Below are 23998 nucleotides of genomic sequence, written 5' to 3'. Positions count from 1 at the left end.
CCACACCAAGCGGGAATAGCTCAGTTGGTAGAGCACGACCTTGCCAAGGTCGGGGTCGCGAGTTCGAGTCTCGTTTCCCGCTCCAAGTTTGTACAACGTTTGTTGTTGCGCTACTGACAGCAAATGTTTTGAGGCCGAGTAGCAAAATGGTTATGCAGCGGATTGCAAATCCGCCTACGCCGGTTCGATTCCGACCTCGGCCTCCACTATAAACAAGCTCCGTAGATCCATGATTTACGGAGCTTTTTTATTTGCGTTGCACTGAAAGATTTAGTCTTTTAAACGGCAACTGCAAACTTGCTTCACCGGGAAGTGATGTATATATTTCCCCCTCTGCCGCCGACGTGCAGTTCCTGTCAGGACTGCGAATGGTCAGCAGATCCAAGCAGCACCGCGCTACCGCCCGAATGGCGAAACTGGTAGACGCATGGGACTTAAAATCCCCCGCTCGTAAGGGCGTGCCGGTTCGATTCCGGCTTCGGGCACCATGAATATCAAAGGCCTGCATGAGATACCTCATGCAGGCCTTTTTGTTTTTTTCGCAATGGAAAATTCCTTTCCGCCAATTACTTCGCGGGCATCACTTGTTTTCCTTTCGATTTCAGACGTGTTGTCAGGTCTTGGCGAGCGAAGTGAGCTAGTGTTTCTTCTTCGCTCAACCCAAAACAGGGCAATGATGATGAAACGATTGCTACTGGGCGTTTTGCTGATGTCTTCTGCCGCCGCTCAAGCCGGCATCCCGCTGTTGAACGCAACATGCCCTGGAAACATCGAGGTCCACGCGGACAAGGGCGGCCCGATCTATATCAACGGTAAAGAAGGGAAACTGAAGAAATTCAACGATAACGCCTTCGAAGCCAAAGGCAGCGGGGTGACCATCTCGCTGACGATCATGCCTGATGGTTCGCCTGATGTTTCGTACACGGGCAAGAACAAAGCCAATGGGGTTTGCCAAGTGAAGGAAAACAAATAAGCCGGGTTATTCCATGTCGGGGCTCAAGGGCATTCAGCGAACAGCAAAAAGGGCCGATTCAATCGGCCCTTTTTTTGTTCAGACAAAGGCTTGCCCGGTAAACCCCCTAGGCAAACGCTGAAGTCCGGCCATTGCGGTCAGCCGCTCGATCCACTCGGAACGCCAGTCGGACGCCGTGTGCGCATCCTTTGAATGGCGAGCCGCGCGTCGCGCCGCATTGCGCTGATCTTTGCGCGCATCCTTGTATGCGTCGGTATTGCGGCAGCTGCGGCACTTCACTCGATTGTGTTCGCTGCTGGATGAGAGGTTGTTGCCCTTGTGCCCGCAGGCCAGGTGCCCGTCGACTTTGAAATGAATGACCATAAGACGTCTCCTTGGTGACGTGTAAAGGTATTGACCTCTCACGACCAAGGGCGTTCTTTTTTTCGTTCACCGTGAATCGATGACCTACCTGAAGCGTGGCAGCGGCCGATCGATCGGTTTGAGCGATGACAGGGTGCTGCGAATCAGCGGGGTATCCTTTTCGATATCGTTGAGCCGGTCGCGGATGCGCAGGGCGGTGGGGTGCCCACCTTGATGGTCGACCCAGTCGGCGATCTCTTTGCAGGCCGCGGCCAGACGTGCTTCGCGGGCATCGAGCAAGGTGAGGAGAGTGGTGATGGACTCTCTTTCGGACATGGAACACCTCCGTTCATTAATCCGCTCGGTGGCAGCAAAAAGCCCGCGAAGGGCGAGCTTTCTGCCGTTGGGGCGCTGCTCCTTCAGCTGGTTTGAGTATAGACCCGTAAATGACAGCTATCAGCCCGACGACTCGGGGGCGGACACTCGCGAGCTGGCGGCGTTGAGCCGATGACATTCCTTGCGGGCGTCCTCTTCCCGATCATAGCCATCGCCGATGAAACCGCCGGTTCGCGTGTCGCAGATGCGATACCAGCCCAAGGCTTCGGCGGGCTCATGGAGTGTTTCTCCGGCACGCCGGCCGTGGATGACGATCTTGTTGCAGCGCTTCACGACGAATATGTCTTCCATGGCGTCACCGCGGCTGATTCGTACCAGATCAACTATAGAAGCCCTGACCAATCGTGCAAAAAATAGACAAGTCAGTTCGTCGGGTGCAGTTGCCAGCCTGATCGGTGCCAGCGCAGGTGATGAGTCGGATTCAGCGCCTCAAGGAAGTCTTGATCGTGGGAAACGGCGACAATGGCGCCCGGAAATGTCTGCAACGCTCGTTCGAACGCTTCCACTGAAGGCAGATCCAGATGATTGGTCGGTTCATCCAGCAGCAACAGCTGCGCAGGATCCGCTCGCCACAATGCCAGCGCCAACGCCGCTTTCAGACGCTCACCACCGCTCAATGCTGCACAGAGGCCCGTGGCGCGGCTCGCATCCAGCTGCAGGTGGGCGAGATAGCTGCGCAGGGGGCTCTCGGCCAGCGCAGTCCCTTGTTTCATCAGTTGTTCGGTTATGGAGCGCTGATCGTCCAGTTGCGCCAGTTGCTGATCCAGGAACGCGAAGGACACGTGAGTCGTGGCAGTACCATCAACGGGCGTCAGTTCCCCGGCGAGCACTTTCAACAGAGTTGATTTGCCACAGCCGTTTGGCCCGCTGACAGCGATGCGCATCGGGCCGTTGATCGAAAGATTCAGTGCCTCGTTCGGCAGCCAGGGCAGCCGCGCGTCAATCAGCGTGCAGATCTGACGGTTGTTCGGCACCCCGCTCCCGGGCAGGTTGATCAGCACGCTGTCCTCGGGCTGCACCTTGGCGTAAGCCTCGCGCACCTGGGCATCCAGTTCGGATTTTCGGGCCTGATGGCCCTGACGGACATGCCCCATGATTTCCCGGGCGGCGCCCTTGATCGCCACGTATTCGAAACTGGCAATGTTGGCGGTTTCGGCGTTGCGCCGCGAGTTGGCGGCGTGGCGCTGTATCGTGTCGTGTTCGCGTCGCAGCCGAATCCGCTCGCGCTGGCGTTCGCTTCTGGCGTGGTCGAGACGGGCCTGAGCCGCCGCTTGATGGATTCGCTGATGCTCGCGAAATGCCGAGTAATTGCCCCTGAATTCGATAGCCCCCGAGGCACTTAACTCGACGATCCGCTGCATCCGGTCGAGCAATTGCCGATCATGGCTGACGACGATCAAACCGGTGTGCCAGCGTTCCAGCGAGTTCATCAGCCATTGCCGTCCCGATGCATCCAGGTGGTTGGTCGGCTCATCGAGGATCAGCAGCGGAGCCTGACTCAAAAACGCGTAAATCAGGGCGATGCGCGCTTGCTGGCCGCCACTGAGGTTCCCGGTGCGATCGGTGAATGCAACTTCGGTCAGGCCGGCGTCATCAAGCAGGCGGCGCAGACGGTCCGCCAGATCCCATTGATCGCCAATGAGGTCGAAATCCTCGACCGATCCGCAGCCCTGATTCATTCGCTCCAGCGCCTGAAGAATCACGGCGCTGCCGGTGGACTCGGCGACCGTCTCGCCGGGTGCAGCGACAAAGGTTTGCGCCACATAGGCTGTCGCCACGGCCCGCGTCACGCTGCCGCTGGTGGGTTGCCAATGCCCGGCGATCAGGCGCGCCAGAACGCTTTTGCCAACGCCGTTGCGCCCGACAATGGCGGTCGGGGTGTGGTCGAATTTCAGATTGAGTGCAGTGAAAATCGTCTCGCCATTGGCGAACTGAAAACCCAGTTGATTCAGGGAGGCGAGAGCAGGCGTACGCGAGACGTGAGTCATCGGCACCTCCAGAAAATGTCGTGAACACTGACACGCGCCATGAGCGGCGTGTCGCGATTACATTTTTGAAGGCTTAGTTGTTCACTTCTGCGGTCGTCCCGGGGAGGTAGGAGGGCGTAGCCTAGACGAGACGGTCGAATGCTTCAAGGCGCGTCTGCCTGCTCGACCATCCGCTCAAGAAACAGCGCCAACGCGACTTCTTCCTTGCGCAGGCCTTTGCGGATGCGCGGTTTCGGCAGCTCGGCCAAGGCGCCGAGCATGAAATGCTCGACCACCGCTGGGTGGATGTAGCACTTGCGACAGACCGCCGGCGTGTTGCCCAGTTGCCGCGCGACGCCCTTCACCATCTCGACCACATGCCGCTTGGCCTCGGTCTCGGACTCCCATTGCAGCTCGCGCAGAACCGCCAAAGCCAGGGCGCTACCGGCCCAGGTCCGGTAATCCTTGGCGGTAAAATCCGCTCCGGTCAGGGTTTGCAGGTAGGTGTTGACGTCAGAGGAGCTGACGGTGTGCCGCTCGCCGTTTTCATCCAGATACTGAAACAGATTCTGACCCGGAATTTCCAGACAGCGCTTGATGATCCGCGCCAGACGCCGGTCCTTCACCGTGATCTGATGTTCGATGCCGCTCTTGCCGCGAAACTGAAACAGGATCGCACTGCCGTTGACCTCGACATGCCGGCTGCGCAGGGTTGTCAGGCCGTAGGAGCGATTGTCCCGCGCGTATTGCGTGTTGCCGACGCGGATCAGCGTGGCGTCGAGCAGCGTGATGACTGTGGCCATGACTTTGTCGCGGCTGAAGCCTGGCGATGCCAGCAGCGTCTCCAGCTGTTTGCGCAGCTTGGGCAGCGCCAGACCGAATTCGCGCAGACGTGAATATTTGTCCGCGTCGCGCACTTCGCGCCAGCGTGGGTGATAGCGATATTGCTTGCGTCCACGGGCATCGCGGCCGGTGGCTTGCAGATGGCCGCGCGGGTCGGCGCAGATCCACACGTCGATGTAGGCCGGTGGAACGGCCAGCGCGTTAATGCGTTTGATCTCGTCAGGATCGGTGATGCGCTGGCCTGCGGGGTCGAAGTAGGCGAATTTTCCGCGCAGTTTTTTGCGGGTGATACCGGGCTGCGTGTCATCGACGTAATGCAGATCCGAAGGCAACACTTCGGTGAGCGCGGTATCGGGCATGGCGGACTTCCTTCGCGGCAAATCAGGCTGTTAAAGCCATTGACCGCGCGTCATGACGGTCGTGCCCGCGGATTTATGCCAGGACTGCGACGGCTTTGATCTGGGCCCACAATGACTGGCCCGGATGCAGGCCAAGCTGATCCCGTGAATAGCGAGTGATGCGCGCCAGCAGCGGCGTTCCGCCGGTATCGAGGCGGATGAGCACGTGCGCGGCGTTGTCGGCCGGCTGTTCGCTGACGACCGTGACCGGCAGGCGATTGAGGATGCTGCTGAACTCGCTGTTTTGCAGGGTCAGGCTGATGTCGCGCGCGTGAACCTTGCAGCGCAGTCTCTGGCCCGTCGTCATCGGCGCGTGGGTCACGCGAATGTTCAGTGGCGAGTCCGGCAGTTGCAGGGTTAGCAATTGATAGTCGGCATCGTAGCCGCTGACCTGGCCTTCGATGATCACGCCGGCGTCGTTGTCCATGGCCAGGGGCAGGTCGAGTCGTGCCAGGGTTTCGCCAATCGGGCCGCTGGCCAGCGCTTTGCCGTCGCTGAGCAGCACCAGGTGGTCGGCGAGCCTGGCCACTTCGTCCTGCGCGTGGCTGACATACAGCACCGGAATTTCCAGTTCGTCGTGCAGGCGTTGCAGGTAGGGCAGGATTTCGCTTTTGCGCTGACTGTCGAGGGCCGCCAGAGGCTCATCCATCAGCAGCAATTTGGGGCTGGTCAACAGCGCGCGAGCGATGCCGACACGCTGACGCTCACCGCCGGACAAGTGTTGCGGGTGGCGATCCAGCAAGTGACCGATCCCCAGCAGTTCGGTGGCTTGGGTCATGTCGACCCGGCGCTGCGTCTTGGCAATGCGCTTGAGGCCGAATTGCAGATTGGCCAGCACCGACAGGTGCGGAAACAGGCTGGCTTCCTGAAACACATAGCCGAGCGCGCGCTTGTGCGGCGGCACGAAAATGCCTTTTTCGCTGTCCTGCCAGACCTCGTCATTGATGCGGATAAACGCCTGCGGCGCGCGTTCGAGCCCGGCGATACAGCGCAGGCACGTGGTCTTGCCCGAGCCGGACTGACCGAACAGCGCCGTCACGCCGCGACCGGGCATCTGCAGGTCAACATCGAGGCTGAAGCCCGACCAGGCCAGTTTCAGACGTGCATCAATCATCGATCAGCTCCAGCCCGCGCGGGTCTTGCGGCTGGAATACAGCGCCAGCAACACCAGAAACGAAAACACCAGCATCGCCCCGGCCAGCCAGTGCGCCTGCGCGTATTCCATGGCTTCGACGTGGTCGTAGATTTGTACGGAAACCACCCGGGTCTTGTCGGGAATATTCCCGCCGATCATCAGCACAACGCCGAATTCGCCGACGGTGTGGGCGAAGCCGAGAATTGCTGCAGTGATGAAGCCGGGAAGTGCCAAGGGCAGAATCACGCTGAAAAAAGTGTCCCAAGGATTGGCGCGCAAGGTCGCGGCCACTTCCAGTGGGCGAGTGCCGATCGCGGAGAAGGCGTTTTGCAACGGCTGCACCACGAACGGCATGGAATAGAGCACCGAGCCGATCACCAGTCCCGTGAAGCTGAAGGTCAAGGTGCCAAGCCCCAGCCATTGGGTGAAATGGCCAATGAAACCATTGGGGCCGAGGGCCAGCAGCAGATAGAAACCGATGACCGTCGGTGGCAGCACCAGCGGCAACGCGACGATCGCGCCGATGGGGCCGCGCAGCCAGGAACGGCTGCGCGACAACCACAGGGCAATCGGAGTGCCGACGACCAGCAGGATCGCGGTGGTCAGGGATGCCAGTTTCAGGGTCAGCCAGATCGCCGCGAAATCGGCACTCGTCAGCGACATTTACAGCTGGTAACCGTAGGACTTGATGACCGCAGCGGCTTTCGGGCCTTTGAGGTAATCAACCAGCGCCTTGGCGGCGGCATTGTCTTTGCCTTTGTTCAGGATCACCGCGTCTTGCTTGATCGGGTCGTGCATGCTCGCCGGAACGATCCACGCCGAGCCGCTGCTGACCTTGCCGTCCTTGTAGATCTGCGACAGTGCGACGAAACCCAGCTCGGCGTTGCCGGTGGACACGAACTGGTAAGCCTGGGTGATGTTCTGGCCTTCGACGATCTTGGCTTTGGTGGCCTCAGTCAGTTTCAGTTTTTCCAGCACCTGAGTGGCGGCCAGACCATAGGGGGCGGCTTTCGGGTTGGCGATGGACAGGTGCTGGTACTCGTTTTTCTTCAGAACGTCGCCTTTGGCATCGACGTAACCTTCCTTGGCCGACCACAGCGCCAGGGTGCCGATGGCGTAGGTGAAGCGCGAACCCTTGACGGTGTCGCCTTCTTTCTCGAGTTTTTCCGGGGTGGTGTCATCGGCCGAGAGGAACACTTCGAACGGTGCGCCGTTTTTGATCTGGGTGTAGAACTGGCCGGTGGCGCCATAGGCGGCAACCAGTTTGTGCCCGGTGTCTTTTTCGAAATCAGCCGCAATCGCCTGGATCGGCGCGGTGAAGTTGGCCGCGACCGCGACTTGCACTTCGTCGGCCTGTGCGGCGCCGATGGCGAATACCGCGAGCAGGGCTGGGGCAAAACGTGAGGCACGATTGATCATGTAACGGCTCCGTGGGTGGCAAGTGCAGTGGGCAGTTGTTGTTGGAAGGTTAGACTGCGCCGATGCGAGGGGGTGAAACGCTATATAGCGAAATATATAGCGAAATGCCGCCAAACGGGAAGCACTGCTTTTAAACCGGGTGAGGGTGCCACGCTCCTCACCCATTCGGGTTCATCATCGTGTCAGTTTTGCCAGTGCGCCTTCAGCCAGTTGCCGTGTCAGCTCGGCGGTACCGAGGTCTTTGCCGAGCGTGAAGGCTTGACCGGCCCACAAGTTGCTGAATTCGGCTTCACCCTTTGCGCGCAACGGCATCAAGGCACCACCGGCCAGCGGAAAGGCAGGGGCCTTGTCTGACATCGGGCCCAGCTCGCGCATCACCCGATTGAGAATCCCCCGCGCCGGGCGCCCGGTAAACAGATTGGTGACTGCCGTCTCGCTTTCCTTGGCGGTGCGCAAGGCCTTGTGGTGCGACGCACTGACTTTCGCCTCCGGGGTAAACAGATACGCCGTGCCGACTTGAACCGCCGAAGCGCCGAGCATGAACGCTGCTGCCACGCCGCGTGCATCGGCAATTGCACCTGCAGCAATCACTGGCACGCTCACCGCATCGACCACTTGTGGTACGAGGGCAAACGTACCGACCTGACTGCTCAGGTCCGCGCTGAGGAACATCCCGCGATGACCGCCGGCCTCGTAGCCCATGGCGATGATCGCGTCACAGCCGTTTTGCTCAAGCCAGATCGCCTCGTCGACCGTGGTTGCCGACGAGATGATTTTCGCACCGGTGGCCTTGACCCGATCCAGCAAGGATTTTTCCGGCAGGCCAAAATGGAAGCTCACCACTTCAGGGCAAAACTCTTCCAGTACTTCGCAGGCGGCCGCATCGAAGGGCGCGCGGTTGGACACCGGCGTCGGCGCATCGAAATCGACACCCAGTTCGCGATAGTAGGGCTCCAGCAGATTTTTCCATTCACGGGCCTTTTGCTCATCGGCGGCCGGAGGTTGATGGCAGAAGAAGTTGACGTTGAACGGCTTGCTCGTGCCCTGGCGAATGGTCTTCAGTTCTTCGCGCAGTTGCTCGATGGTCAGCATCGCGGCCGGCATCGAACCGAGGCCACCGGCATTGCACGCTGCGATAACCATGGAAGAGTTGGTGGCACCGGCCATGGGGCCCTGGATGATCGGCAGTTCGATACCGAACAGGTCAAGAATGCGAGTATCAGGCCATTGGCTCATGGAATAGCTTCTCCGACGACAAAACAGGGCAGGGACGGTAGCAGTCGGTTTTTTAACGCAAAGCCACCCCCGTGACCAGCACAGATTTGTAGCTTTAACAGCCGGCGCTGGCTCGGCGTTCGGGCCTGATTGGCTAAAGGTCGAGTGGGGCAAAATGTTGCAGTGTGCTATTCCAATCCCTCGACATCCTGAATTCCACCCGTGAGAGGCAGTCATGTTCAAAGGTATTTTGATCGACAAAGACGACAGCGGTTATCGCGCCAACCTGCACGAGATCAACGACGAGCAACTGCCGGAGGGCGATGTGACGGTTCGCGTCGCGTACAGCACGCTGAACTTCAAGGACGGCCTGGCGATCACCGGCAGCAGCCCGGTAGTACGCAGGTTTCCGATGGTGCCGGGGATCGATCTGGCGGGTACCGTCGAAGTCAGTTCGCACCCGGACTACAAGGTTGGCGATCAGGTGTTGCTTAACGGCTGGGGCGTCGGTGAAAGCCACTGGGGCGGCTTGGCGCAAAAGGCGCGATTGAACGGTGACTGGCTGATTCCGCTGCCCAAAGCATTCACCGCCGCGCAAGCCATGGCCATCGGCACGGCCGGTTATACGGCCATGCTGTGCGTCATGGCGCTGGAGCGCAACGGCGTGACCCCGCAACAGGGCGAAGTGCTGGTGACCGGTGCCAACGGCGGCGTCGGCAGTTTTGCCATCGCGTTGCTGAGCAAGCTGGGCTACCGCGTGGTCGCTTCGACCGGTCGGGTGTCGGAACATGAATACCTGAAACAACTGGGTGCCAGCGAAATCATTGATCGCGCCACCCTGTCCGAACCCGGCAAGCCGCTGGCCAAGGAGCGCTGGGCGGGCGTCATCGATTCGGTCGGCAGCCACACACTTGCCAATGCCTGCGCCAGCACCCGGGCCGAAGGCACGGTGGCTGCGTGCGGTCTGGCTCAGGGCATGGATTTCCCGGCGTCCGTGGCGCCGTTCATTTTGCGTGGCGTGACGCTGGCCGGGATCAACAGCGTGACCCAGCCCAAGGCTCGCCGCATCGAGGCCTGGGATCGTCTGGCGAAGGATCTGGACTTTGCGCTGTTGCCACTGATCAGCCACGAAATCGGTCTCGGCGAAGCCCTCGAGGCGGCCCCAAAGTTGCTCGCCGGTCAGTTGCGCGGGCGGGTTGTGGTCGACGTCAATCGCTGACACATTAGCGCCACCGCGGCCCGCCCGGGCCGCACTTCGAGCTAATGGAGTGGCGTTTTCGATGGACTTCCAACAGCAATACGTCGATTCATTCACGGTTTCCGGCCTGCGCGTACGCACCACCAACGTAGCCGAGCACAGCCCTGAAACTGCGAAAATCGGTCCGATGTGGGGACAGTTTTTTGCCGAAGGGCTGGCCGAGGTGATTCCCGGCAAACTGACCGAGTCGTCAGTGTATGGCGTGTATTCGGCTTACGAGTCGGATGCCTCCGGGGCATTCGATGTCATCGCCGGGGTGGCGGTGACCGAACCGTCAGCAGACTTCGAGACGATCCGGATCGAAAGCGGCAATTACCTGGTGTTCGAAGGGCGCGGAACGTTGCCTGGCGCCGTCATCGAGACTTGGGGCCGGATCTGGGAGCACTTTGAAGCCAATCCGCAGATCGAGCGTCGATTCGCCACCGACTTCGAGGCCTATACCGGCCCCGAATCGGTGGCGATTTACATCGGCCTGCGTTAAGCCGGCGTTTCGCGCAGCAACAACTCACGCTTGCGCTCCACGCCCCAGCGATAGCCGCTGAGGTTGCCGTCGCTGCGCACCACGCGGTGGCACGGAATGGCCACCGCGAGGCTGTTGGCACCGCAAGCCTGGGCGACTGCGCGCACGGCTTTTGGCGAGCCGATACGCAAGGCGATGTCCGCGTAGCTGGCGGTGCTGCCGACCGGTATTTCCCGCAGCGCCTGCCACACTCGTTCCTGAAATGCTGTGCCGCGCACATCCAGCGGCAAATCCAGTCCGATGGCAGGCGCTTCGATGAAGCCGACGACGCGCGCGATCAATTGTTCGAACTCGGCATCGGCGCCGATCAGGTTGGCCCGGCGAAACTGGTCCTGCAGGTCGCACACCAGTTGGTGCGGATCGTCCCCCAGCAGAATCGCGCATATCCCGCGCTTGCTCTGTGCCACCAGAATGGCGCCGAGCGAGCACTGGCCGACGGCGAAGCGGATGTCGTTGTTCTGGCCGGCGGCCCGGAAGTCGCCGGGTTTCATGCCCAGCACCTGATCGGCTGCCTCGTAGAAACGACTGTTGGAATTGAAGCCGGCGTCATACAACGCCTCGGTCACCGAACCGCCGTCTGCCAGACGCTGACGAACCCGGCGCGAGCGATGCGCGGCTGCATAGCCTTTGGGCGTCAGGCCCGTCGCTGCTTTGAAGACGCGATGAAAATGGAAGGCGCTCAGGCCGGCGGTTTCGGCAAGATCGTTTAGCGCCGGCAGGCTGTCCGACGCTTCGATCTGGCGACACGCTGCCGCGACGGTGGCGGCATGCTGAGCTGCGACTTCAGTCTGATCCTTGCTTGCCCGTTTGCTGGGTCGATAGCCCGCGGCCTCGGCGTCCTCGGCGGTGTCGAAAAACTCGACGTTCTGCGGTTTCGGCAAGCGCGCCAGACTGCTGGGGCGGCAATAGATGCCGGTGGTTTTCACGGCATAGACAAACTGGCCGTCTGCCCGAGCGTCGCGTGCAACGACAGCGGCCCAGCGTGGATCGTCTTCAGTGTTCAGTGAGGTGGAAAGCGTTTTCATGATGGAGAGTCCGTTGACCTGTTGAATTTCAGGTTAACCAGTGCCACCGGCCGGAACACTCCGACCCTTGCGGTCAAACCTTGCAGGATTATCCAGCGGTGCGAAACGTCAGGTTGAAACGCTGTTCGCCCAGACGCGGGTGCCGGCCGGGCTTGATCGGCAGGATCCCGTGATAGCGCAGCCGGTCGACACCGCCCCAGATCGCCATGTCGCCGTGCAGCAACGGGACTTTCTGGCTCCTGTCGCCGCGCGCGAAACCGCCGAACAGGAACGTTGCCGGCAAGCCCAATGACAGCGAAACGATCGGGGCTTCGTAGGCATTTTCGTCTTTGTCCTGATGCAACGACATCTTTGCGCCTGGGACATAACGATTGATCAGGCAGGAATCCGGAACGAAGTCGGCAAATCCGGCGCGTTTCGCTGCGGTCTGGGCCAGCTCGCGAAACACCTCGGGCATAGCTGGCCAGGGTTGATGGCTCACGGGATCTTCGGATGAGTAGCGGTAGCCGCTTCGATCGGTGATCCAGCCCAGTGCGCCGCAACTGCTGGTGGCCACCGACATGCTGAAGCCCCCGGGCGTCATCATGTGGCGCAACGGTGCGCGGGCGATGATCGACTCCAGGGCTGGTAACAACTGATCGATTTGCGGCAGGGCAAAGCCGCGCAGCACCCAGGATTGCTCGCCGATCTGTTCGGCGCGCGGGGGCTGCTCGGATTCTGTGTCGGCGAACAGATCGAAGGTGGTTTGCATGATCGTCAGGTCGCGTCGTGGAAGATGATGCCCAGAGTATGCCGTTTTCCGCTGTGCAGTCGGCTGACGCCGTGGCGCATGGTCACCCGATAGTCGCCGCGCACGCCTTTGACCGGGCGGTGGTTGACGGCAAAGATCAGCGCATCGCCTTTTCTCAGGTCCATCACCAGCGGACGGGACTGCATTCTTGGACGTTGTTCGGTCATGACGAACTCACCGCCGGTGAAGTCTACGCCGGGTGCTGACAGAAGAATCGCCACTTGCAGCGGAAACACATGCTCGCCGTACAGGTCCTGATGCAGACAGTTGTAGTCCTGCGGGCCGTATTGCAGCAAGAGCGGGGTAGGTCGCAGTTGACCGGCGGCGTGGCAGCGCTCGAGAAATTCGCGGTGTTGCTCTGGAAAGCGTTCCGGCAGACCCATTCGTTCATGCCAGCGGTTGGCCAAAGGTACAAGTCGTGGATAGAGCGCGCTGCGCAGGCGTTCCACCACGGGCGGAAGCGGATAGCGCAGGTATTTGTATTCCCCGCGCCCGAAACCATGGCGGGCCATGATGACCTGGGATCGGAACGGTTCACTTTGTGGGTAAAGCGCACTCAATCGATCACAGGTGTCCGGGCGCAGCAGCGTGCGGATGACGGCACAACCGTCCTGATCCAGTTGTTGTTCCAGAGCGATCCAGTCGAGCGCATCGAGCGGGGAGGCGGGTGAGGGTGACATGCTGATTCCTTGGCTTGCATTCAGGTCTCAGTCTGGGTTGTTCACCCGGCCACAACACTCCGCCGCTTGCGGTCGAATTGTCACCCGGGTCTTACAGGGCCTTGCTGACGCTGATGTCGCTGATCACATCGTCGCTCTGGCCTTGCAGGGCATCCAGTGCGGCCTTGGCTTCCTCCGGCGTGCCGTTTTCCAGCTGGGCGAACTCGAAGCGGCGTTCACCGTTGAGTTTGTACTTGATCACGTATTTGGTCGTTTGGGCCACGTTGATGCTTACCTGTCTGCGTTGGCGGAACCGCTCAGCTGAGTTTGGAGCTGGAGCGGCGAATGATCTTGATCGAGTGCGTCAGCGTCGGCTTGCGGGTCACGCTGATAGCCCGACGGTTGACGGTGTCGATGGTGATGTTCCAGAAACCGGTGCTCGGCGCGGTGATACGGGCCGGGAACGTGTCGAAAGCACCGCCGTGATAGGTGTGACGGCCGCCGTTTTTGAAGCTGCGGAAGTTGGCGTCGTTCATCAAGCGGATGTTGCAGGTTTGCGAGCATTGAATGACGACGATGTCGTCTTCGTTGAGGTGCTCGCGCTGGTGAATGAATTTCATGGGCGCCTCCAGAAGGGCTTTTTCTACAAAATCAAAACGATAGCATTGTCGATTGGCGCAGTTTATCAGCCCGGACAGGTTATTATCCGGCCGTCGGGCACCGCTTTGACAATTAAAAACAGATATTCACGATTCCATGTGGGTTAAATGCAGCAGGCCTCGGAGAAAAACGGCATTCGTGCTGTCGGAGGGTCTTTATCGGAGGTTTTGTATGAAGTGGGGTGTGGTGATTCTGCCATTGGCATTGGCAATGGGTGGTTGCGCAAGCGTTTCGGAAATCAATGAAACGCTGCCGACCATGAACGTCATTTCCGGCAAGAAACCCCATGAATATGCTGAGTGCCTGGCCGAAAAGCTGTCCAGTAGCCGGGGTGCCCTGCAGGTGGAGCGGGGCAAGGACGAAGTTCGGGTCATCGTTCCGGGCAAGCTGGGATCGGGTCCGGCCGCGGTGTTTGACATCGAGGATCGCTCCGGTGGCAGCAGCATCAAGCTGCACGAGCGGATGTCCAATGTGCCGCTGCGTCCATGGGATGTGCGCAACGCCGCCACGGCCTGTATTTCCGGCTGATAGACTGTCAGCCGTCAGCATTGATGCCGTCACAGCGTTGCTGTGGCGGCATTGTCATTTCTGGAGAGGTGAATGAAGAGAGAGCAGGTGCGGGAGCGACACAAGGAAGGGCTCATTGCGGCTACCCATGTGATCCAGAACCCGGCGAATCCGGGGGAGTGGATCGTGTTTTTCAAGAAAAGCGCCGGTCGCAGTTATTTCCTGGTTGACGATAACGACGAAGTTGAGTCCTTCAACCGGCTCGACGACCTGATCGAAGTCGTGCGCGGGCTGGGGATCAAGTTCGCCGAAATTCACATGTAAGGCTATTTGCAGACCACTACCACGCTGCGGTTTTTGTAGTTGCCGACATCGACGCCCAGCGTCTTGTCGTCTTCCTTGGGCGCCGGTGTGCCGTCGGTCCCGACGATGCGATAACCGGTTCCGGCACAGGACGCGTCAGCCTTTTCATAACAGCTGGCCCAGGAGTTGGCTTCGCCGGAGCAGTCGATGCTCAACCCTTGTTCGCCGTTGTTCAGGTAGGTGGTCTGCGAGGTGGCGCAGCCGGCCAGGGCCGCAAGCGCAATCAGGGGCAGGAAGCTGATGAAGGGGCGGTTGATCATGGCAATGTCGTCTTCGAGGAGGAGGGGGCTAGACGCTATGACAGCGCCGGCAGGAAAAGGTTATAGCGATTGGCCACGTCTTTGTGCGCAGTCCAAAAAAAGCCCTGCGCGAAGGCAGGGCCGGGATTCGTATTTGTCTATCAGTCTTGATCCTTGCCGCGACGCTTCGGTGCAGGAGGCGTGTAATCAAGCACCGCGGCCACTTCAATCGCCATCGCTTCAGTGGGCAACGGACCGGACACATCTTCGCCGTTGGCGGCGGTGATATGCCACTGGCCATCTTTCGCCTTGGCGACGGTGTACCCATTGATGATTTTTGCTGCGGACATCTAACTGCCTCGTTGGCTGGTTCAAAGGCGCCATGATAACGGTAAATCGGTGACTGGCGCAGGTCGATGAGGTGTTCCGAGATCTTTGGGCTACGCTGATTGCGCAGCCTCTGTGCGCGGATTGAACTATCCGCCAGAATATTTCTCTATGTTGACATCGGTTAGCCAGTGCGGGGCATTGTAAGGTGCACGCCGCCTGATTAGACTGCGCCGAAACTCGTACACACAGCCCTTTCAAGGACTTATATGATCAAGAAATGCTTGTTCCCAGCAGCCGGTTACGGTACTCGCTTCCTCCCAGCGACTAAGGCCATGCCCAAAGAAATGCTGCCGGTGGTAAACAAGCCACTGATCCAGTACGGCGTCGAAGAAGCTCTGGATGCTGGCCTGAACGAAATCTCCATCGTGACCGGTCGTGGCAAGCGCGCCCTGGAAGACCACTTCGACATCAGCTATGAGCTGGAAAACCAGATCAAAGGCACCGACAAGGAAAAATACCTGGTCGGTATCCGTAAGCTGCTGGACGAGTGCTCGTTCTCCTACACTCGTCAGACCGAAATGAAAGGCCTGGGTCACGCGATCCTGACCGGTCGCCCGTTGATCGGTGACGAGCCGTTCGCCGTGGTACTGGCGGATGACCTGTGCGTCAACCTCGAAGGCGACGGCGTACTGACCCAGATGGTCAAGCTGTACAAGCAGTTCCGCTGCTCGATCATTGCCATTCAGGAAGTCGATCCGCAGGAAACCAGCAAGTACGGCGTGATCGCTGGCGAAATGATCCGCGACGACATCTACCGCGTACACAGCATGGTCGAGAAGCCAAAGCCGGAAGATGCGCCGTCGAACCTGGCGATCATCGGCCGTTACATCCTGACCCCGGACATCTTCGACCTGATCGAACAAACCGAGCCAGGCAAAGGCGGTGAAATCCAGATCACCGACGCCCTGATGAAACAAGCCCAGAACGGCTGCGTGATGGCCTACAAGTTCAAGGGCAAGCGTTTCGACTGCGGTGGTGCTGAAGGCTACATCGAGGCAACCAACTTCTGCTTCGAGAACTTCTACAAGACTGGCAAGGCTTACTGATAAAGCCTGACTGTCTGAAGGTACGTCACACGGTCTGAATCGTGTGACGCTAAAAACAAACGCCCCGACATGTTCGGGGCGTTTGCGTTTCTGGGGAGAAATAGCGCATCTCGATTCGGTTCGCGATGCAATGTGAAACAAATGTTCGATTGTCAGCCGGCATATACGCTGATGAACTGACTCGTCTTCGCCAGGGGGGGTGCGGAGGAACGCGTTTCGTGATCGTCGAAGGACGGTTGTGAAATTTATTCTCCAGCAATAAGGAGTGTTGCTTTTGGCGTTAAAGAATATGGCTACAGCACGAAGATCAAGTGCCAGGCGCTGGCCAGGGCTGGCGGTGCTCATGTTGCCAGTGCTGCTGGTGACCGTTGATAACACCGTATTGGGTTTCGCGTTACCCAAAATCGCCGAAGCCTTGCGTCCAACTGCCAGCCAACAGTTGTGGATGATCGATGCCTATTCGTTGGTTCTCGCAGGACTGCTGGTTTCGATGGGTAGCCTGGGTGATCGGGTGGGGCACCGTAAGTTGCTGCTTATCGGCTCGTTCGGGTTTGTGGTGGTCTCGGTGCTGACCGCATATTCCGAAACATCGATGCAGCTGATTATCGGGCGGGCTTGCATGGGGATTTTCGGTGCGATGTTGATGCCCTCCACGCTGGCATTGATCCGTTCGGTGTTTGAGGATCGAGAAGAGCGCAGAGTGGCAGTAGCGATCTGGGCAACGACGCTGACTGTCGGTTCGGCACTAGGGCCTTTGGTGGGAGGGGTGTTGTTGCAGTTCTTTGATTGGGGCGCGATTTTTCTGTTGGCGGTTCCCGTCCTGATTCCATTGTTAGTACTGGGGCCGCTGTTGCTCCCTGAATCAGATCGTGATGCGTCGGGTCCGCTGGACCCGATCAGCATCCTTCAGTCGATGGTCGCACTGGGTTGTATCGTTTACAGCATCAAGCATGGCGCCAGTGAGGGCATTGACGGGGTTGTGTTTGGCACCTTTCTGGTAGGTGCACTGGCAGGCTGGATATTCGTACGTCGCCAGTTGCGTCTTCCTGTACCCCTGATGGACATGACCCTGTTCAGCAATGGCGCCTTCAGCGGGTCAGTCCTTATCAATTTGATGAGTCTTGCGTTTCTTGTCGGCTTCGTTTTCTTCACAACTCAGTTTTTGCAGATTGTTCTGCAAATGGCGCCCTTGAGTGCGAGCCTTGCATTGGTGCCGGGGCAAATCATGGCGATTATGGTGGGAATGGCAGTCGTCCCAGTCGCGCAGCGTATGCCGGTGCATGTACTGATACCGATTCTGGTGGCTTTCACCGGTGCGGCCTTTTTGCTGGTGGCCAGCATGGGCAGCAGTCTTGCGGTATTGGTAGTGGCGTTCGCGTTGCTCAACATCGGAGTGGGGGCGATCGCTACGGTTTCCAATGATGTGATTTTGTCGGCAGCGCCCCCAGCGAAGGCAGGGGCGGCATCCGCCATCAGTGAAACAGCCTATGAAGTGGGCGTGGTGCTGGGTACGACTCTGCTTGGCGGCCTGGTGACGGCTCACTACCGAGCAGACCTGCAGCTTCCAGCGTTTTTGAGCGATGTTCAGACGATGCTGGCAAGTGAAACGCTGGCTGGCGCTCATCATGTGGCGACGGGGTTGGCGGGGGATCAAGCGCAACAGTTGATGCAGCAGGCGGGAAGTGCATTTGAAGGCGGAATTGCATTGGCATCGTGGCTCGCTTTCGGCCTGGCGCTGATAGCAATCCTGATCGCTAGGCGTACGTTGCGCTTGCCAAAGGTTCAGCCGGCAGAATGTCATTAATCAATGCTAACCGTAGAACCTCCCGGTATTGCCCATCCCCGTGCAGTAGAGACTTGCTCAATAAGCGTCTGCGGGTATGCTGATCGCCTGCCGAGGAGATAGAAATGGCCTACGATTTTGACCTTTATGTGATTGGCGCCGGTTCCGGCGGTGTGCGGGCTGCGCGTTTTGCTGCCGGGTTCGGTGCGAAAGTGGCGGTGGCCGAGAGCCGTTATCTGGGTGGTACTTGCGTCAACGTCGGTTGCGTACCAAAAAAACTGTTGGTGTACGGCGCCCACTTTGCCGAAGACTTCGAACAGTCCTCCGGTTTCGGCTGGAATCTGGGTGAGGCGGATTTCGATTGGGCCACGCTGATTGCCAACAAGGATCGCGAGATCAATCGCCTGAACGGCATTTATCGCAATCTGCTGGTCAACAGCGGCGTGACCCTGCATGAAGCGCACGCAAAAATCGTTGGTCCGCACGAAGTCGAGGTGAACGGCGAGCGCTACACCGCGAAGAATATTCTGATCGCCACCGGTGGCTGGCCGCAGATTCCCGAGATTCCGGGGCATGAGCATGCGATCAGCTCGAACCAGGCGTTCTTCCTCAAAGAGTTGCCCAAACGAGTGCTGGTCGTTGGCGGCGGTTACATCGCCGTCGAATTTGCCGGGATTTTCCATGGGCTGGGCGCCAACACGACGTTGCTGTATCGCGGTGATCTGTTCCTGCGCGGTTTCGACGGCTCGGTGCGTAACCACTTGAAGGAAGAGCTGACCAAGCGCGGTATGGATCTGCAATTCAATGCCGACATTGCCCGAATCGACAAGCAACCGGATGGCAGCCTGAAAGCGACGCTCAAGGATGGTCGCGTGCTGGAAGCGGACTGTGTGTTCTACGCCACCGGCCGACGTCCGATGCTGGACAACCTGGGGCTGGAAAACACCAATGTGCAGCTCGACGACAAAGGCTTTATCAAGGTCGATGAGCAATATCAGACCACCGAGCCTTCAATTCTGGCGCTGGGCGATGTCATCGGGCGTGTGCAGTTGACGCCGGTGGCACTGGCTGAAGGCATGGCGGTGGCGCGACGTCTGTTCAAACCTGAGCAATACCGTCCGGTGGATTACAAGATGATCCCGACGGCAGTGTTCAGTCTGCCGAACATCGGCACCGTCGGCCTGACCGAAGAAGAGGCGCGGGAAGCGGGTCACGACGTCGTGATCTACGAAAGCCGCTTCCGGCCGATGAAGCTGACCCTGACTGACTGCCAGGAGCGCACGCTGATGAAGCTGGTGGTCGATGGCAAGTCTGACAAAGTGTTGGGCTGCCACATGGTCGGCCCGGATGCCGGCGAGATTGTGCAGGGGCTGGCAATCGCACTGAAGGCTGGCGCCACCAAGCGTGACTTCGACGACACCATCGGGGTACACCCGACGGCGGCCGAAGAATTTGTCACCATGCGTACGCCGGTCGGCGCTTAAGTCTTTTTCGGTTCTGCTGCGTCTGGCGCTGCCGCAACGGTGGTGGCCAGGCGCAGGCTGTCTTGCGCCTTGGTCAATTCCTTCTCCAATGACTGATTGAGCTGCGACTGCTCGTCGACGTTCTGCTTGAGCGTCTGACTTTCCAGCAGCGCCACGCGCAGACGTTCCTGGAGGAGGGTGCGCTCGCTGTCGACCCGGCTGGCCTGCTCCAGCAATTGATCCTGACGCTGATTGCTGTGCTTGAGCTGATCCTGTATCAGGCTCAGTTCGCGCATGGTTCCGCGATTCTCGGTCAGCAGGCGTTCGTTGTCGCGATGCAACTGGGTGATCTCGTCCTGACGTACGAGGACGCTTTGCTGTGCTTGGCGCAATTCCATCTGCAACTGCTGAACCTGAGTTTCGTGACGGCTTTGCTCCTGCTCCCGCTGTTCCTTGATGGCGTTGCGGTAGTGCTCAAGTGCATCGCGGGCGTGCAGATGTTTTTCTTCCAGCGAGCGGATCTGCTCGTCCTTGTCCTGCAGGCGCAATTCAAAATCTGCCAGCGCCTGATTCAGCCCGGCGTTGCGGGTCTGTTCGGTCTGCAGCATCGAGCGGGTATCGCTCAGGGCTTCGGATTCCTTGGTCAGCGCGGCAGCCTGAATGTCGTGCTTCTTCTCCAGTTGCACATGATCCTGACGAAGCTGATTCAGCTCATCCTCCAGCGCCTGACGCTGTTGCTCGTACTGCTCGCGCGCCTGATCAATCGGCTCCTGCGCCTGTTCTTTCAGGCGCTGAGCGAGGCGCGTGACGAGTGCCAGCAGCTCATCATCGATGGGTTCTGCCGAAGGATCGGCCGGTTCGCTGCCGTCATCCAGCTCCTTCAGGTAACGATGAATCGTGGTTTTGGAACCCGTATTGCCCAGTTCGATGCGTACTGCGTCGATGCTCGGGTGTTCGCCACGGGCGAGGATCGCTGCGCGCGCGATCTGGACTACTGCTTTGTTAACGCCGCCACGGGCCATATCTGCTCCTACCATTTCATACTGTGGTACATGCCACCAAAGTACGCAGTGTACCATGTTGAAATTAAAGTGAAATAAGCACCGATAAACGGGCGGGATATACTGGTATTACCCCATGTGAAACCCTTAAAATCGGTTTCCGCAAAAACCTCAGTACGCCACGAGAAAATCAGCCCATGAGCGATATCGATCGCTATCTGCAAGCCGCCACCCGTGACAACACCCGCCGCAGTTATCGTGCGGCCGTCGAGCATTTCGAAACGGTATGGGGTGGGTTCCTGCCCGCGACAGCTGACAGCGTCGCGCGGTATCTGGTGGCGCATGCGGGCGTGTTGTCGGTCAACACGCTGAAGTTGCGTCTGTCGGCGCTGGCGCAGTGGCACAACAGTCAGGGCTTCGCCGATCCCACCAAGTCGCCGGTGGTGCGCAAAGTGTTCAAGGGCATTCGCGCCCTGCATCCCGCGCAGGAAAAGCAGGCGGAGCCATTGCAGCTGCGCGATCTTGAGCAGACCGTCGCCTGGCTTGAGCAGGAAATGAAAGACGCCCGGGAGAAACAGGATCGACCACTGCTGCTACGAGCCTGCCGTGATCGGGCATTGATCCTGCTGGGCTTCTGGCGCGGCTTTCGCAGCGATGAACTGTGTCGGGTGCAGATCGAGCATGTGCAGGCGCACGCCGGCAGCGGCATCACTTTGTACCTGCCGCGCAGCAAGGGCGATCGGGACAATCTCGGGCAGACCTATCAGGCCCCGGCGCTGCTGAAGCTGTGCCCGGTGCAGGCTTATATCGAATGGATCACCGAGGCGGCACTGGTGCGAGGCCCGGTGTTTCGTGCCGTCGACCGCTGGGGCAATCTGAGCGAGGAGGGCTTGCACGCCAACAGCGTGATTCCTTTGCTGCGTCAGGCCCTGGAGCGCGCGGGGATTTCAGCTGAGCGCTACACCAGTCACTCCCTGCGTCGCGGCTTCGCAACTTGGGCCCACCAAAGTGGCTGGGATCTCAAATCGTTGATGAGTTACGTGGGCTGGAAGGATATGAAGTCCGCCATGCGCTATGTTGAAGTGAGCCCTTTTCACGGGATGGCCCGGATTACGGATAAGCCGCTGTCGCCGTAGATATCGTTTTCTTCTATTAATACCCTCAGCTAATAGCGAAAACAAATCAGCAGCATCAGGTTTGCCAATGAGCCATCCGTCGAGTGACTGGGTAGGATTCACCCATCGAATTCACAACCCTGACGGAGAGTCATCAATGCCTATCATCAACAGCCAAGTAAAACCGTTCAAAGCTACCGCGTTCAAAAACGGCGACTTCGTACAAGTCTCGGACGCTGACCTGAAAGGCAAATGGTCCGTAGTGTTCTTCTACCCGGCCGACTTCACTTTCGTTTGCCCAACCGAGCTCGAAGACTTGGCTGACAACTACGCCGCCTTTCAGAAGCTGGGCGTAGAAATCTACAGCGTTTCGACCGATACCCACTTTGCCCACGCTGCCTGGCACAACACTTCGCCAGCCATCGGCAAAATCGAATACACCATGATCGGCGACCCGACCCACGTCATCTCCCGCAACTTCGACGTGCTGATCGAAGAAGCTGGCCTGGCTGACCGTGGCACCTTCGTGATCAACCCAGAAGGCCAGATCAAAATCGTTGAACTGAACGATGGCGGCGTTGGCCGTGACGCTTCCGAGCTGCTGCGCAAAATCAAGGCTGCTCAGTACGTTGCGGCTCACCCAGGCGAAGTTTGCCCAGCCAAGTGGAAAGAAGGCGAGGCCACTCTGGCTCCGTCCCTGGACCTGGTCGGCAAGATCTAAGTCTGTGACACACGCAATGCAGGGCGGGACTCCGCACCTACTCAAGTAAGCTGCATCGCCCAATAAAAAAGCCCGGGCGAGATTCGCTCGGGCTTTTTTTCGCCTCAAATAAAGTCAGGAGATCGCCCGTATGTTGGACGCCAATCTTAAAGCCCAGTTGAAATCGTACCTGGAACGGGTCACCCAGCCGATCGAGATCGTTGCTTCACTCGACGACGGTGCGAAATCCCGTGAAATGCTCGACCTGCTGAAAGACGTTGCCAGTCTTTCGCACCAGATTACCTTGATCGACAGCGGCGACGATGCACGCAAGCCGTCGTTCTCGATCAACCGCCCCGGCGCCGACATCAGCCTGCGTTTCGCCGGCATCCCGATGGGGCATGAATTCACTTCACTGGTGCTGGCCCTGCTGCAAGTCGGCGGCCATCCTTCGAAGGCCAGTGTCGAAGTGATCGAACAGATCCGCTCGCTCAAGGGCGAGTTCAACTTCGAGACGTACTTCTCGCTGTCCTGCCAGAACTGCCCGGACGTCGTTCAGGCGCTGAACCTGATGGCCGTACTGAACCCGAACATCCGCCACGTCGCCATCGACGGCGCGCTGTTCCAGGATGAAGTCAACGATCGCAAGATCATGGCTGTGCCAAGCATTTACCTCAACGGCGAAAACTTCGGCCAGGGCCGCATGGGCCTGGAAGAGATCCTCGCCAAACTCGACACCGGCGCCATCGAGCGTCAGGCCGAGAAAATCAGCGCCAAGCAAGCTTTTGATGTGCTGGTGGTCGGCGGTGGCCCGGCCGGTGCTTCGGCGGCGATCTACGCCGCACGCAAAGGCATTCGCACCGGTGTTGCAGCCGAGCGCTTTGGCGGTCAGGTGCTGGACACCATGGCCATCGAGAACTTCATTTCCGTGCAGGAAACCGAAGGCCCGAAACTGGCGACCGCGCTGGAAGAACACGTCAAGCAGTACGACGTCGACATCATGAACTTGCAACGCGCCGACAAGCTGATCCCGGGCAAGAATGGCGAGCTGCATGAAGTCCATTTCGCCAGCGGCGCGATCCTCAAGGCCAAGAGCGTGATTCTCGCGACCGGTGCGCGGTGGCGTGAAATGAACGTGCCGGGTGAGCAGGAATACCGCAACAAGGGCGTGGCGTACTGCCCGCACTGTGACGGTCCGCTGTTCAAAGGCAAGCGTGTGGCAGTGATTGGCGGCGGTAACTCCGGCGTCGAAGCGGCCATCGACCTGGCCGGTATCGTGTCCCACGTTACTTTGCTGGAGTTCGACGTTCAGTTGCGCGCCGACGCCGTATTGCAACGCAAGCTGCACAGCCTGCCGAACGTCACGGTGATCACCAGTGCGCTGACCACCGAAGTCACCGGCGACGGTCAGAAGGTCAACGGCCTGCGCTATAAAGACCGCAACACTGACGAGCTGCGCACGGTCGAGCTGGAAGGGATCTTCGTGCAGATCGGTCTGCTGCCCAACACTGATTGGCTCAAAGGCACCATCGAGCTGTCGCCGCGTGGCGAGATCATCGTCGACAACCGTGGTGAAACCTCGATCCCCGGCATCTTCGCCGCCGGTGACGTGACCACCGTGCCGTACAAACAGATCGTGATCGCGGTGGGCGAGGGCGCCAAGGCTTCCCTCAGCGCTTTCGATCACCTGATCCGCACTTCGGCTCCGGCATAAATCCCGGGCCTGAAAAAGAAAAACCCCATCAGCGATGATGGGGTTTTTCTTTGTGGGGTGCTTTCTACCCAGGTTCA

The 23998-nt window shown here is 59.2% G+C and carries 28 protein-coding genes and 3 tRNA genes; 14 read left to right on the top strand and 17 right to left on the bottom strand.

Annotated elements, in window-relative coordinates:
• Positions 1–9: 9 nt before the first annotated feature.
• The 4 genes from QR290_RS16315 (at position 10) to QR290_RS16300 (ending at position 973) form a co-directional block, all read left to right on the top strand.
• Positions 10–85, top strand: a tRNA-Gly gene (locus QR290_RS16315).
• 47 nt (positions 86–132) lie between these two features.
• Positions 133–206, top strand: a tRNA-Cys gene (locus QR290_RS16310).
• Between the two features lie 195 nt (positions 207–401).
• Positions 402–488: transfer RNA gene (locus QR290_RS16305), tRNA-Leu, on the top strand.
• 191 nt (positions 489–679) lie between these two features.
• Positions 680–973 (top strand): hypothetical protein, encoded by a 294-nt coding sequence (locus QR290_RS16300; protein ID WP_289205305.1) that lies wholly within the window; start codon positions 680–682, stop codon positions 971–973.
• A gap of 78 nt (positions 974–1051) precedes the next feature.
• On the opposite strand, the gene QR290_RS16295 is transcribed toward QR290_RS16300, so the two are convergent.
• The 9 genes from QR290_RS16295 to QR290_RS16255 all read right to left on the bottom strand — a co-directional run bounded on the left by QR290_RS16295 (position 1052) and on the right by QR290_RS16255 (position 8709).
• Positions 1052–1336: a hypothetical protein gene (locus tag QR290_RS16295; RefSeq protein WP_289203089.1), complete on the bottom strand. Its 285-nt coding sequence runs from the start codon at positions 1334–1336 to the stop codon at positions 1052–1054.
• Between the two features lie 84 nt (positions 1337–1420).
• Positions 1421–1651 (bottom strand): hypothetical protein, encoded by a 231-nt coding sequence (locus QR290_RS16290; RefSeq protein WP_007958902.1) that lies wholly within the window; start codon positions 1649–1651, stop codon positions 1421–1423.
• 120 nt (positions 1652–1771) lie between these two features.
• Entirely contained in the window at positions 1772–2002 is a 231-nt protein-coding gene (locus QR290_RS16285; protein ID WP_115078087.1) for a hypothetical protein, read from the bottom strand.
• A 71-nt stretch (positions 2003–2073) separates the two neighbouring features.
• Positions 2074–3699, bottom strand: a complete 1626-nt coding sequence (locus tag QR290_RS16280; protein WP_289203088.1) for an ABC-F family ATP-binding cassette domain-containing protein — start codon at positions 3697–3699, stop codon at positions 2074–2076.
• A gap of 143 nt (positions 3700–3842) precedes the next feature.
• Positions 3843–4880, bottom strand: coding sequence for a DNA topoisomerase IB (locus QR290_RS16275; protein ID WP_115078085.1), 1038 nt, complete (start codon positions 4878–4880; stop codon positions 3843–3845).
• Between the two features lie 73 nt (positions 4881–4953).
• Positions 4954–6033, bottom strand: coding sequence for a molybdenum ABC transporter ATP-binding protein (gene modC / locus QR290_RS16270; protein ID WP_115078084.1), 1080 nt, complete (start codon positions 6031–6033; stop codon positions 4954–4956).
• A 3-nt stretch (positions 6034–6036) separates the two neighbouring features.
• Entirely contained in the window at positions 6037–6717 is a 681-nt protein-coding gene (gene modB, locus QR290_RS16265; protein WP_289203087.1) for a molybdate ABC transporter permease subunit, read from the bottom strand.
• The gene (modA, locus tag QR290_RS16260; protein ID WP_102688025.1) at positions 6718–7473 is read right to left on the bottom strand and encodes a molybdate ABC transporter substrate-binding protein; all 756 of its coding nucleotides are present in this window, start codon (positions 7471–7473) and stop codon (positions 6718–6720) included. It lies immediately after the preceding gene.
• Between the two features lie 174 nt (positions 7474–7647).
• Positions 7648–8709 (bottom strand): NAD(P)H-dependent flavin oxidoreductase, encoded by a 1062-nt coding sequence (locus QR290_RS16255; protein ID WP_115078082.1) that lies wholly within the window; start codon positions 8707–8709, stop codon positions 7648–7650.
• A gap of 214 nt (positions 8710–8923) precedes the next feature.
• Between QR290_RS16255 and acuI the strand changes: the two genes are divergently transcribed.
• Positions 8924–9907 carry an acrylyl-CoA reductase (NADPH) gene (gene acuI, locus QR290_RS16250; RefSeq protein ID WP_289203086.1) on the top strand — a complete coding sequence of 328 codons (984 nt, stop codon included), beginning with the start codon at positions 8924–8926 and terminating at the stop codon, positions 9905–9907.
• A 61-nt stretch (positions 9908–9968) separates the two neighbouring features.
• Positions 9969–10427: a GyrI-like domain-containing protein gene (locus tag QR290_RS16245; RefSeq protein ID WP_289203085.1), complete on the top strand. Its 459-nt coding sequence runs from the start codon at positions 9969–9971 to the stop codon at positions 10425–10427.
• Here the strand turns inward: QR290_RS16245 and ada are convergent.
• The 5 genes from ada to QR290_RS16220 all read right to left on the bottom strand — a co-directional run bounded on the left by ada (position 10424) and on the right by QR290_RS16220 (position 13560).
• Complete coding sequence (gene ada, locus QR290_RS16240) at positions 10424–11491, bottom strand: bifunctional DNA-binding transcriptional regulator/O6-methylguanine-DNA methyltransferase Ada (RefSeq protein WP_115078079.1); 1068 nt, start codon at positions 11489–11491, stop codon at positions 10424–10426. The two genes, QR290_RS16245 and ada, sit on opposite strands and share 4 nt — an antisense overlap.
• 88 nt (positions 11492–11579) lie before the next feature.
• Positions 11580–12242, bottom strand: coding sequence for a DNA oxidative demethylase AlkB (gene alkB, locus QR290_RS16235; RefSeq protein WP_289203084.1), 663 nt, complete (start codon positions 12240–12242; stop codon positions 11580–11582).
• A 5-nt stretch (positions 12243–12247) separates the two neighbouring features.
• Complete coding sequence (locus QR290_RS16230; protein ID WP_289203083.1) at positions 12248–12961, bottom strand: 2OG-Fe(II) oxygenase; 714 nt, start codon at positions 12959–12961, stop codon at positions 12248–12250.
• A gap of 91 nt (positions 12962–13052) precedes the next feature.
• Positions 13053–13223: a hypothetical protein gene (locus QR290_RS16225; RefSeq protein ID WP_289203082.1), complete on the bottom strand. Its 171-nt coding sequence runs from the start codon at positions 13221–13223 to the stop codon at positions 13053–13055.
• A 34-nt stretch (positions 13224–13257) separates the two neighbouring features.
• Positions 13258–13560, bottom strand: coding sequence for a DUF1883 domain-containing protein (locus tag QR290_RS16220; RefSeq protein ID WP_007958929.1), 303 nt, complete (start codon positions 13558–13560; stop codon positions 13258–13260).
• Positions 13561–13771: 211 nt separating this feature from the next.
• On the opposite strand from QR290_RS16220, the gene QR290_RS16215 reads away from it, so the two are divergent.
• Both QR290_RS16215 and QR290_RS16210 read left to right on the top strand, forming a co-directional pair.
• Positions 13772–14128 (top strand): hypothetical protein, encoded by a 357-nt coding sequence (locus tag QR290_RS16215; RefSeq protein ID WP_289203081.1) that lies wholly within the window; start codon positions 13772–13774, stop codon positions 14126–14128.
• 72 nt (positions 14129–14200) lie between these two features.
• Positions 14201–14431 (top strand): hypothetical protein, encoded by a 231-nt coding sequence (locus QR290_RS16210; protein ID WP_011334337.1) that lies wholly within the window; start codon positions 14201–14203, stop codon positions 14429–14431.
• A gap of 2 nt (positions 14432–14433) precedes the next feature.
• On the opposite strand, the gene QR290_RS16205 is transcribed toward QR290_RS16210, so the two are convergent.
• A complete protein-coding gene (locus QR290_RS16205) occupies positions 14434–14730 on the bottom strand; it encodes a hypothetical protein (protein WP_115078075.1) in 297 nt (98 codons plus the stop codon).
• 140 nt (positions 14731–14870) lie between these two features.
• Entirely contained in the window at positions 14871–15059 is a 189-nt protein-coding gene (locus QR290_RS16200) for a hypothetical protein (RefSeq protein ID WP_096821531.1), read from the bottom strand.
• 246 nt (positions 15060–15305) lie between these two features.
• On the opposite strand from QR290_RS16200, the gene galU reads away from it, so the two are divergent.
• From galU to gorA, 3 genes are all read left to right on the top strand, one after another.
• Positions 15306–16145, top strand: a complete 840-nt coding sequence (gene galU, locus QR290_RS16195; protein ID WP_007958937.1) for a UTP--glucose-1-phosphate uridylyltransferase GalU — start codon at positions 15306–15308, stop codon at positions 16143–16145.
• 343 nt (positions 16146–16488) lie between these two features.
• Positions 16489–17949, top strand: coding sequence for an MFS transporter (locus QR290_RS16190; protein WP_205350822.1), 1461 nt, complete (start codon positions 16489–16491; stop codon positions 17947–17949).
• A gap of 104 nt (positions 17950–18053) precedes the next feature.
• Positions 18054–19412: a glutathione-disulfide reductase gene (gene gorA / locus QR290_RS16185; RefSeq protein ID WP_289203080.1), complete on the top strand. Its 1359-nt coding sequence runs from the start codon at positions 18054–18056 to the stop codon at positions 19410–19412.
• On the opposite strand, the gene QR290_RS16180 is transcribed toward gorA, so the two are convergent.
• Positions 19409–20413 (bottom strand): DNA-binding protein, encoded by a 1005-nt coding sequence (locus QR290_RS16180; RefSeq protein ID WP_289203079.1) that lies wholly within the window; start codon positions 20411–20413, stop codon positions 19409–19411. The two genes, gorA and QR290_RS16180, sit on opposite strands and share 4 nt — an antisense overlap.
• Before the next feature lie 176 nt (positions 20414–20589).
• On the opposite strand from QR290_RS16180, the gene QR290_RS16175 reads away from it, so the two are divergent.
• From QR290_RS16175 to ahpF, 3 genes are all read left to right on the top strand, one after another.
• The gene (locus QR290_RS16175) at positions 20590–21528 is read left to right on the top strand and encodes a site-specific integrase (RefSeq protein WP_289203078.1); all 939 of its coding nucleotides are present in this window, start codon (positions 20590–20592) and stop codon (positions 21526–21528) included.
• 136 nt (positions 21529–21664) lie between these two features.
• A complete protein-coding gene (gene ahpC, locus QR290_RS16170; RefSeq protein ID WP_003224621.1) occupies positions 21665–22228 on the top strand; it encodes an alkyl hydroperoxide reductase subunit C in 564 nt (187 codons plus the stop codon).
• 130 nt (positions 22229–22358) lie between these two features.
• On the top strand, positions 22359–23921 hold the full coding sequence (gene ahpF / locus QR290_RS16165; protein ID WP_289203077.1) for an alkyl hydroperoxide reductase subunit F: 1563 nt from the start codon (positions 22359–22361) through the stop codon (positions 23919–23921).
• Positions 23922–23998 lie beyond the last annotated feature (77 nt).

This window comes from Pseudomonas fluorescens (genome assembly GCF_030344995.1).
GTDB lineage: Bacteria > Pseudomonadota > Gammaproteobacteria > Pseudomonadales > Pseudomonadaceae > Aquipseudomonas > Aquipseudomonas fluorescens_BF.
The sequence above is the reverse complement of the archived record's forward strand: the minus strand, read 5'-3'. Positions and strand labels throughout refer to the sequence as shown.

Bases quoted from the DNA above. Each gene is read 5' to 3' on its own strand.
- QR290_RS16210 (WP_011334337.1), top strand. From the start codon at position 14,201: ATGAAGAGAGAGCAGGTGCGGGAGCGACACAAGGAAGGGCTCATTGCG.
- acuI (WP_289203086.1), top strand. From the start codon at position 8,924: ATGTTCAAAGGTATTTTGATCGACAAAGACGACAGCGGTTATCGCGCC.
- modA (WP_102688025.1), bottom strand. From the start codon at position 7,473: ATGATCAATCGTGCCTCACGTTTTGCCCCAGCCCTGCTCGCGGTATTC.
- QR290_RS16215 (WP_289203081.1), top strand. From the start codon at position 13,772: ATGAAGTGGGGTGTGGTGATTCTGCCATTGGCATTGGCAATGGGTGGT.
- QR290_RS16300 (WP_289205305.1), top strand. From the start codon at position 680: ATGAAACGATTGCTACTGGGCGTTTTGCTGATGTCTTCTGCCGCCGCT.
- QR290_RS16280 (WP_289203088.1), bottom strand. From the start codon at position 3,699: ATGACTCACGTCTCGCGTACGCCTGCTCTCGCCTCCCTGAATCAACTG.
- gorA (WP_289203080.1), top strand. From the start codon at position 18,054: ATGGCCTACGATTTTGACCTTTATGTGATTGGCGCCGGTTCCGGCGGT.
- QR290_RS16245 (WP_289203085.1), top strand. From the start codon at position 9,969: ATGGACTTCCAACAGCAATACGTCGATTCATTCACGGTTTCCGGCCTG.
- QR290_RS16175 (WP_289203078.1), top strand. From the start codon at position 20,590: ATGAGCGATATCGATCGCTATCTGCAAGCCGCCACCCGTGACAACACC.
- modB (WP_289203087.1), bottom strand. From the start codon at position 6,717: ATGTCGCTGACGAGTGCCGATTTCGCGGCGATCTGGCTGACCCTGAAA.
- ahpF (WP_289203077.1), top strand. From the start codon at position 22,359: ATGTTGGACGCCAATCTTAAAGCCCAGTTGAAATCGTACCTGGAACGG.
- modC (WP_115078084.1), bottom strand. From the start codon at position 6,033: ATGATTGATGCACGTCTGAAACTGGCCTGGTCGGGCTTCAGCCTCGAT.
- QR290_RS16295 (WP_289203089.1), bottom strand. From the start codon at position 1,336: ATGGTCATTCATTTCAAAGTCGACGGGCACCTGGCCTGCGGGCACAAG.
- QR290_RS16200 (WP_096821531.1), bottom strand. From the start codon at position 15,059: ATGTCCGCAGCAAAAATCATCAATGGGTACACCGTCGCCAAGGCGAAA.
- QR290_RS16230 (WP_289203083.1), bottom strand. From the start codon at position 12,961: ATGTCACCCTCACCCGCCTCCCCGCTCGATGCGCTCGACTGGATCGCT.
- ahpC (WP_003224621.1), top strand. From the start codon at position 21,665: ATGCCTATCATCAACAGCCAAGTAAAACCGTTCAAAGCTACCGCGTTC.
- alkB (WP_289203084.1), bottom strand. From the start codon at position 12,242: ATGCAAACCACCTTCGATCTGTTCGCCGACACAGAATCCGAGCAGCCC.
- QR290_RS16180 (WP_289203079.1), bottom strand. From the start codon at position 20,413: ATGGCCCGTGGCGGCGTTAACAAAGCAGTAGTCCAGATCGCGCGCGCA.
- QR290_RS16205 (WP_115078075.1), bottom strand. From the start codon at position 14,730: ATGATCAACCGCCCCTTCATCAGCTTCCTGCCCCTGATTGCGCTTGCG.
- ada (WP_115078079.1), bottom strand. From the start codon at position 11,491: ATGAAAACGCTTTCCACCTCACTGAACACTGAAGACGATCCACGCTGG.
- QR290_RS16190 (WP_205350822.1), top strand. From the start codon at position 16,489: ATGTTGCCAGTGCTGCTGGTGACCGTTGATAACACCGTATTGGGTTTC.
- QR290_RS16220 (WP_007958929.1), bottom strand. From the start codon at position 13,560: ATGAAATTCATTCACCAGCGCGAGCACCTCAACGAAGACGACATCGTC.
- QR290_RS16285 (WP_115078087.1), bottom strand. From the start codon at position 2,002: ATGGAAGACATATTCGTCGTGAAGCGCTGCAACAAGATCGTCATCCAC.
- QR290_RS16290 (WP_007958902.1), bottom strand. From the start codon at position 1,651: ATGTCCGAAAGAGAGTCCATCACCACTCTCCTCACCTTGCTCGATGCC.
- galU (WP_007958937.1), top strand. From the start codon at position 15,306: ATGATCAAGAAATGCTTGTTCCCAGCAGCCGGTTACGGTACTCGCTTC.
- QR290_RS16255 (WP_115078082.1), bottom strand. From the start codon at position 8,709: ATGAGCCAATGGCCTGATACTCGCATTCTTGACCTGTTCGGTATCGAA.
- QR290_RS16275 (WP_115078085.1), bottom strand. From the start codon at position 4,880: ATGCCCGATACCGCGCTCACCGAAGTGTTGCCTTCGGATCTGCATTAC.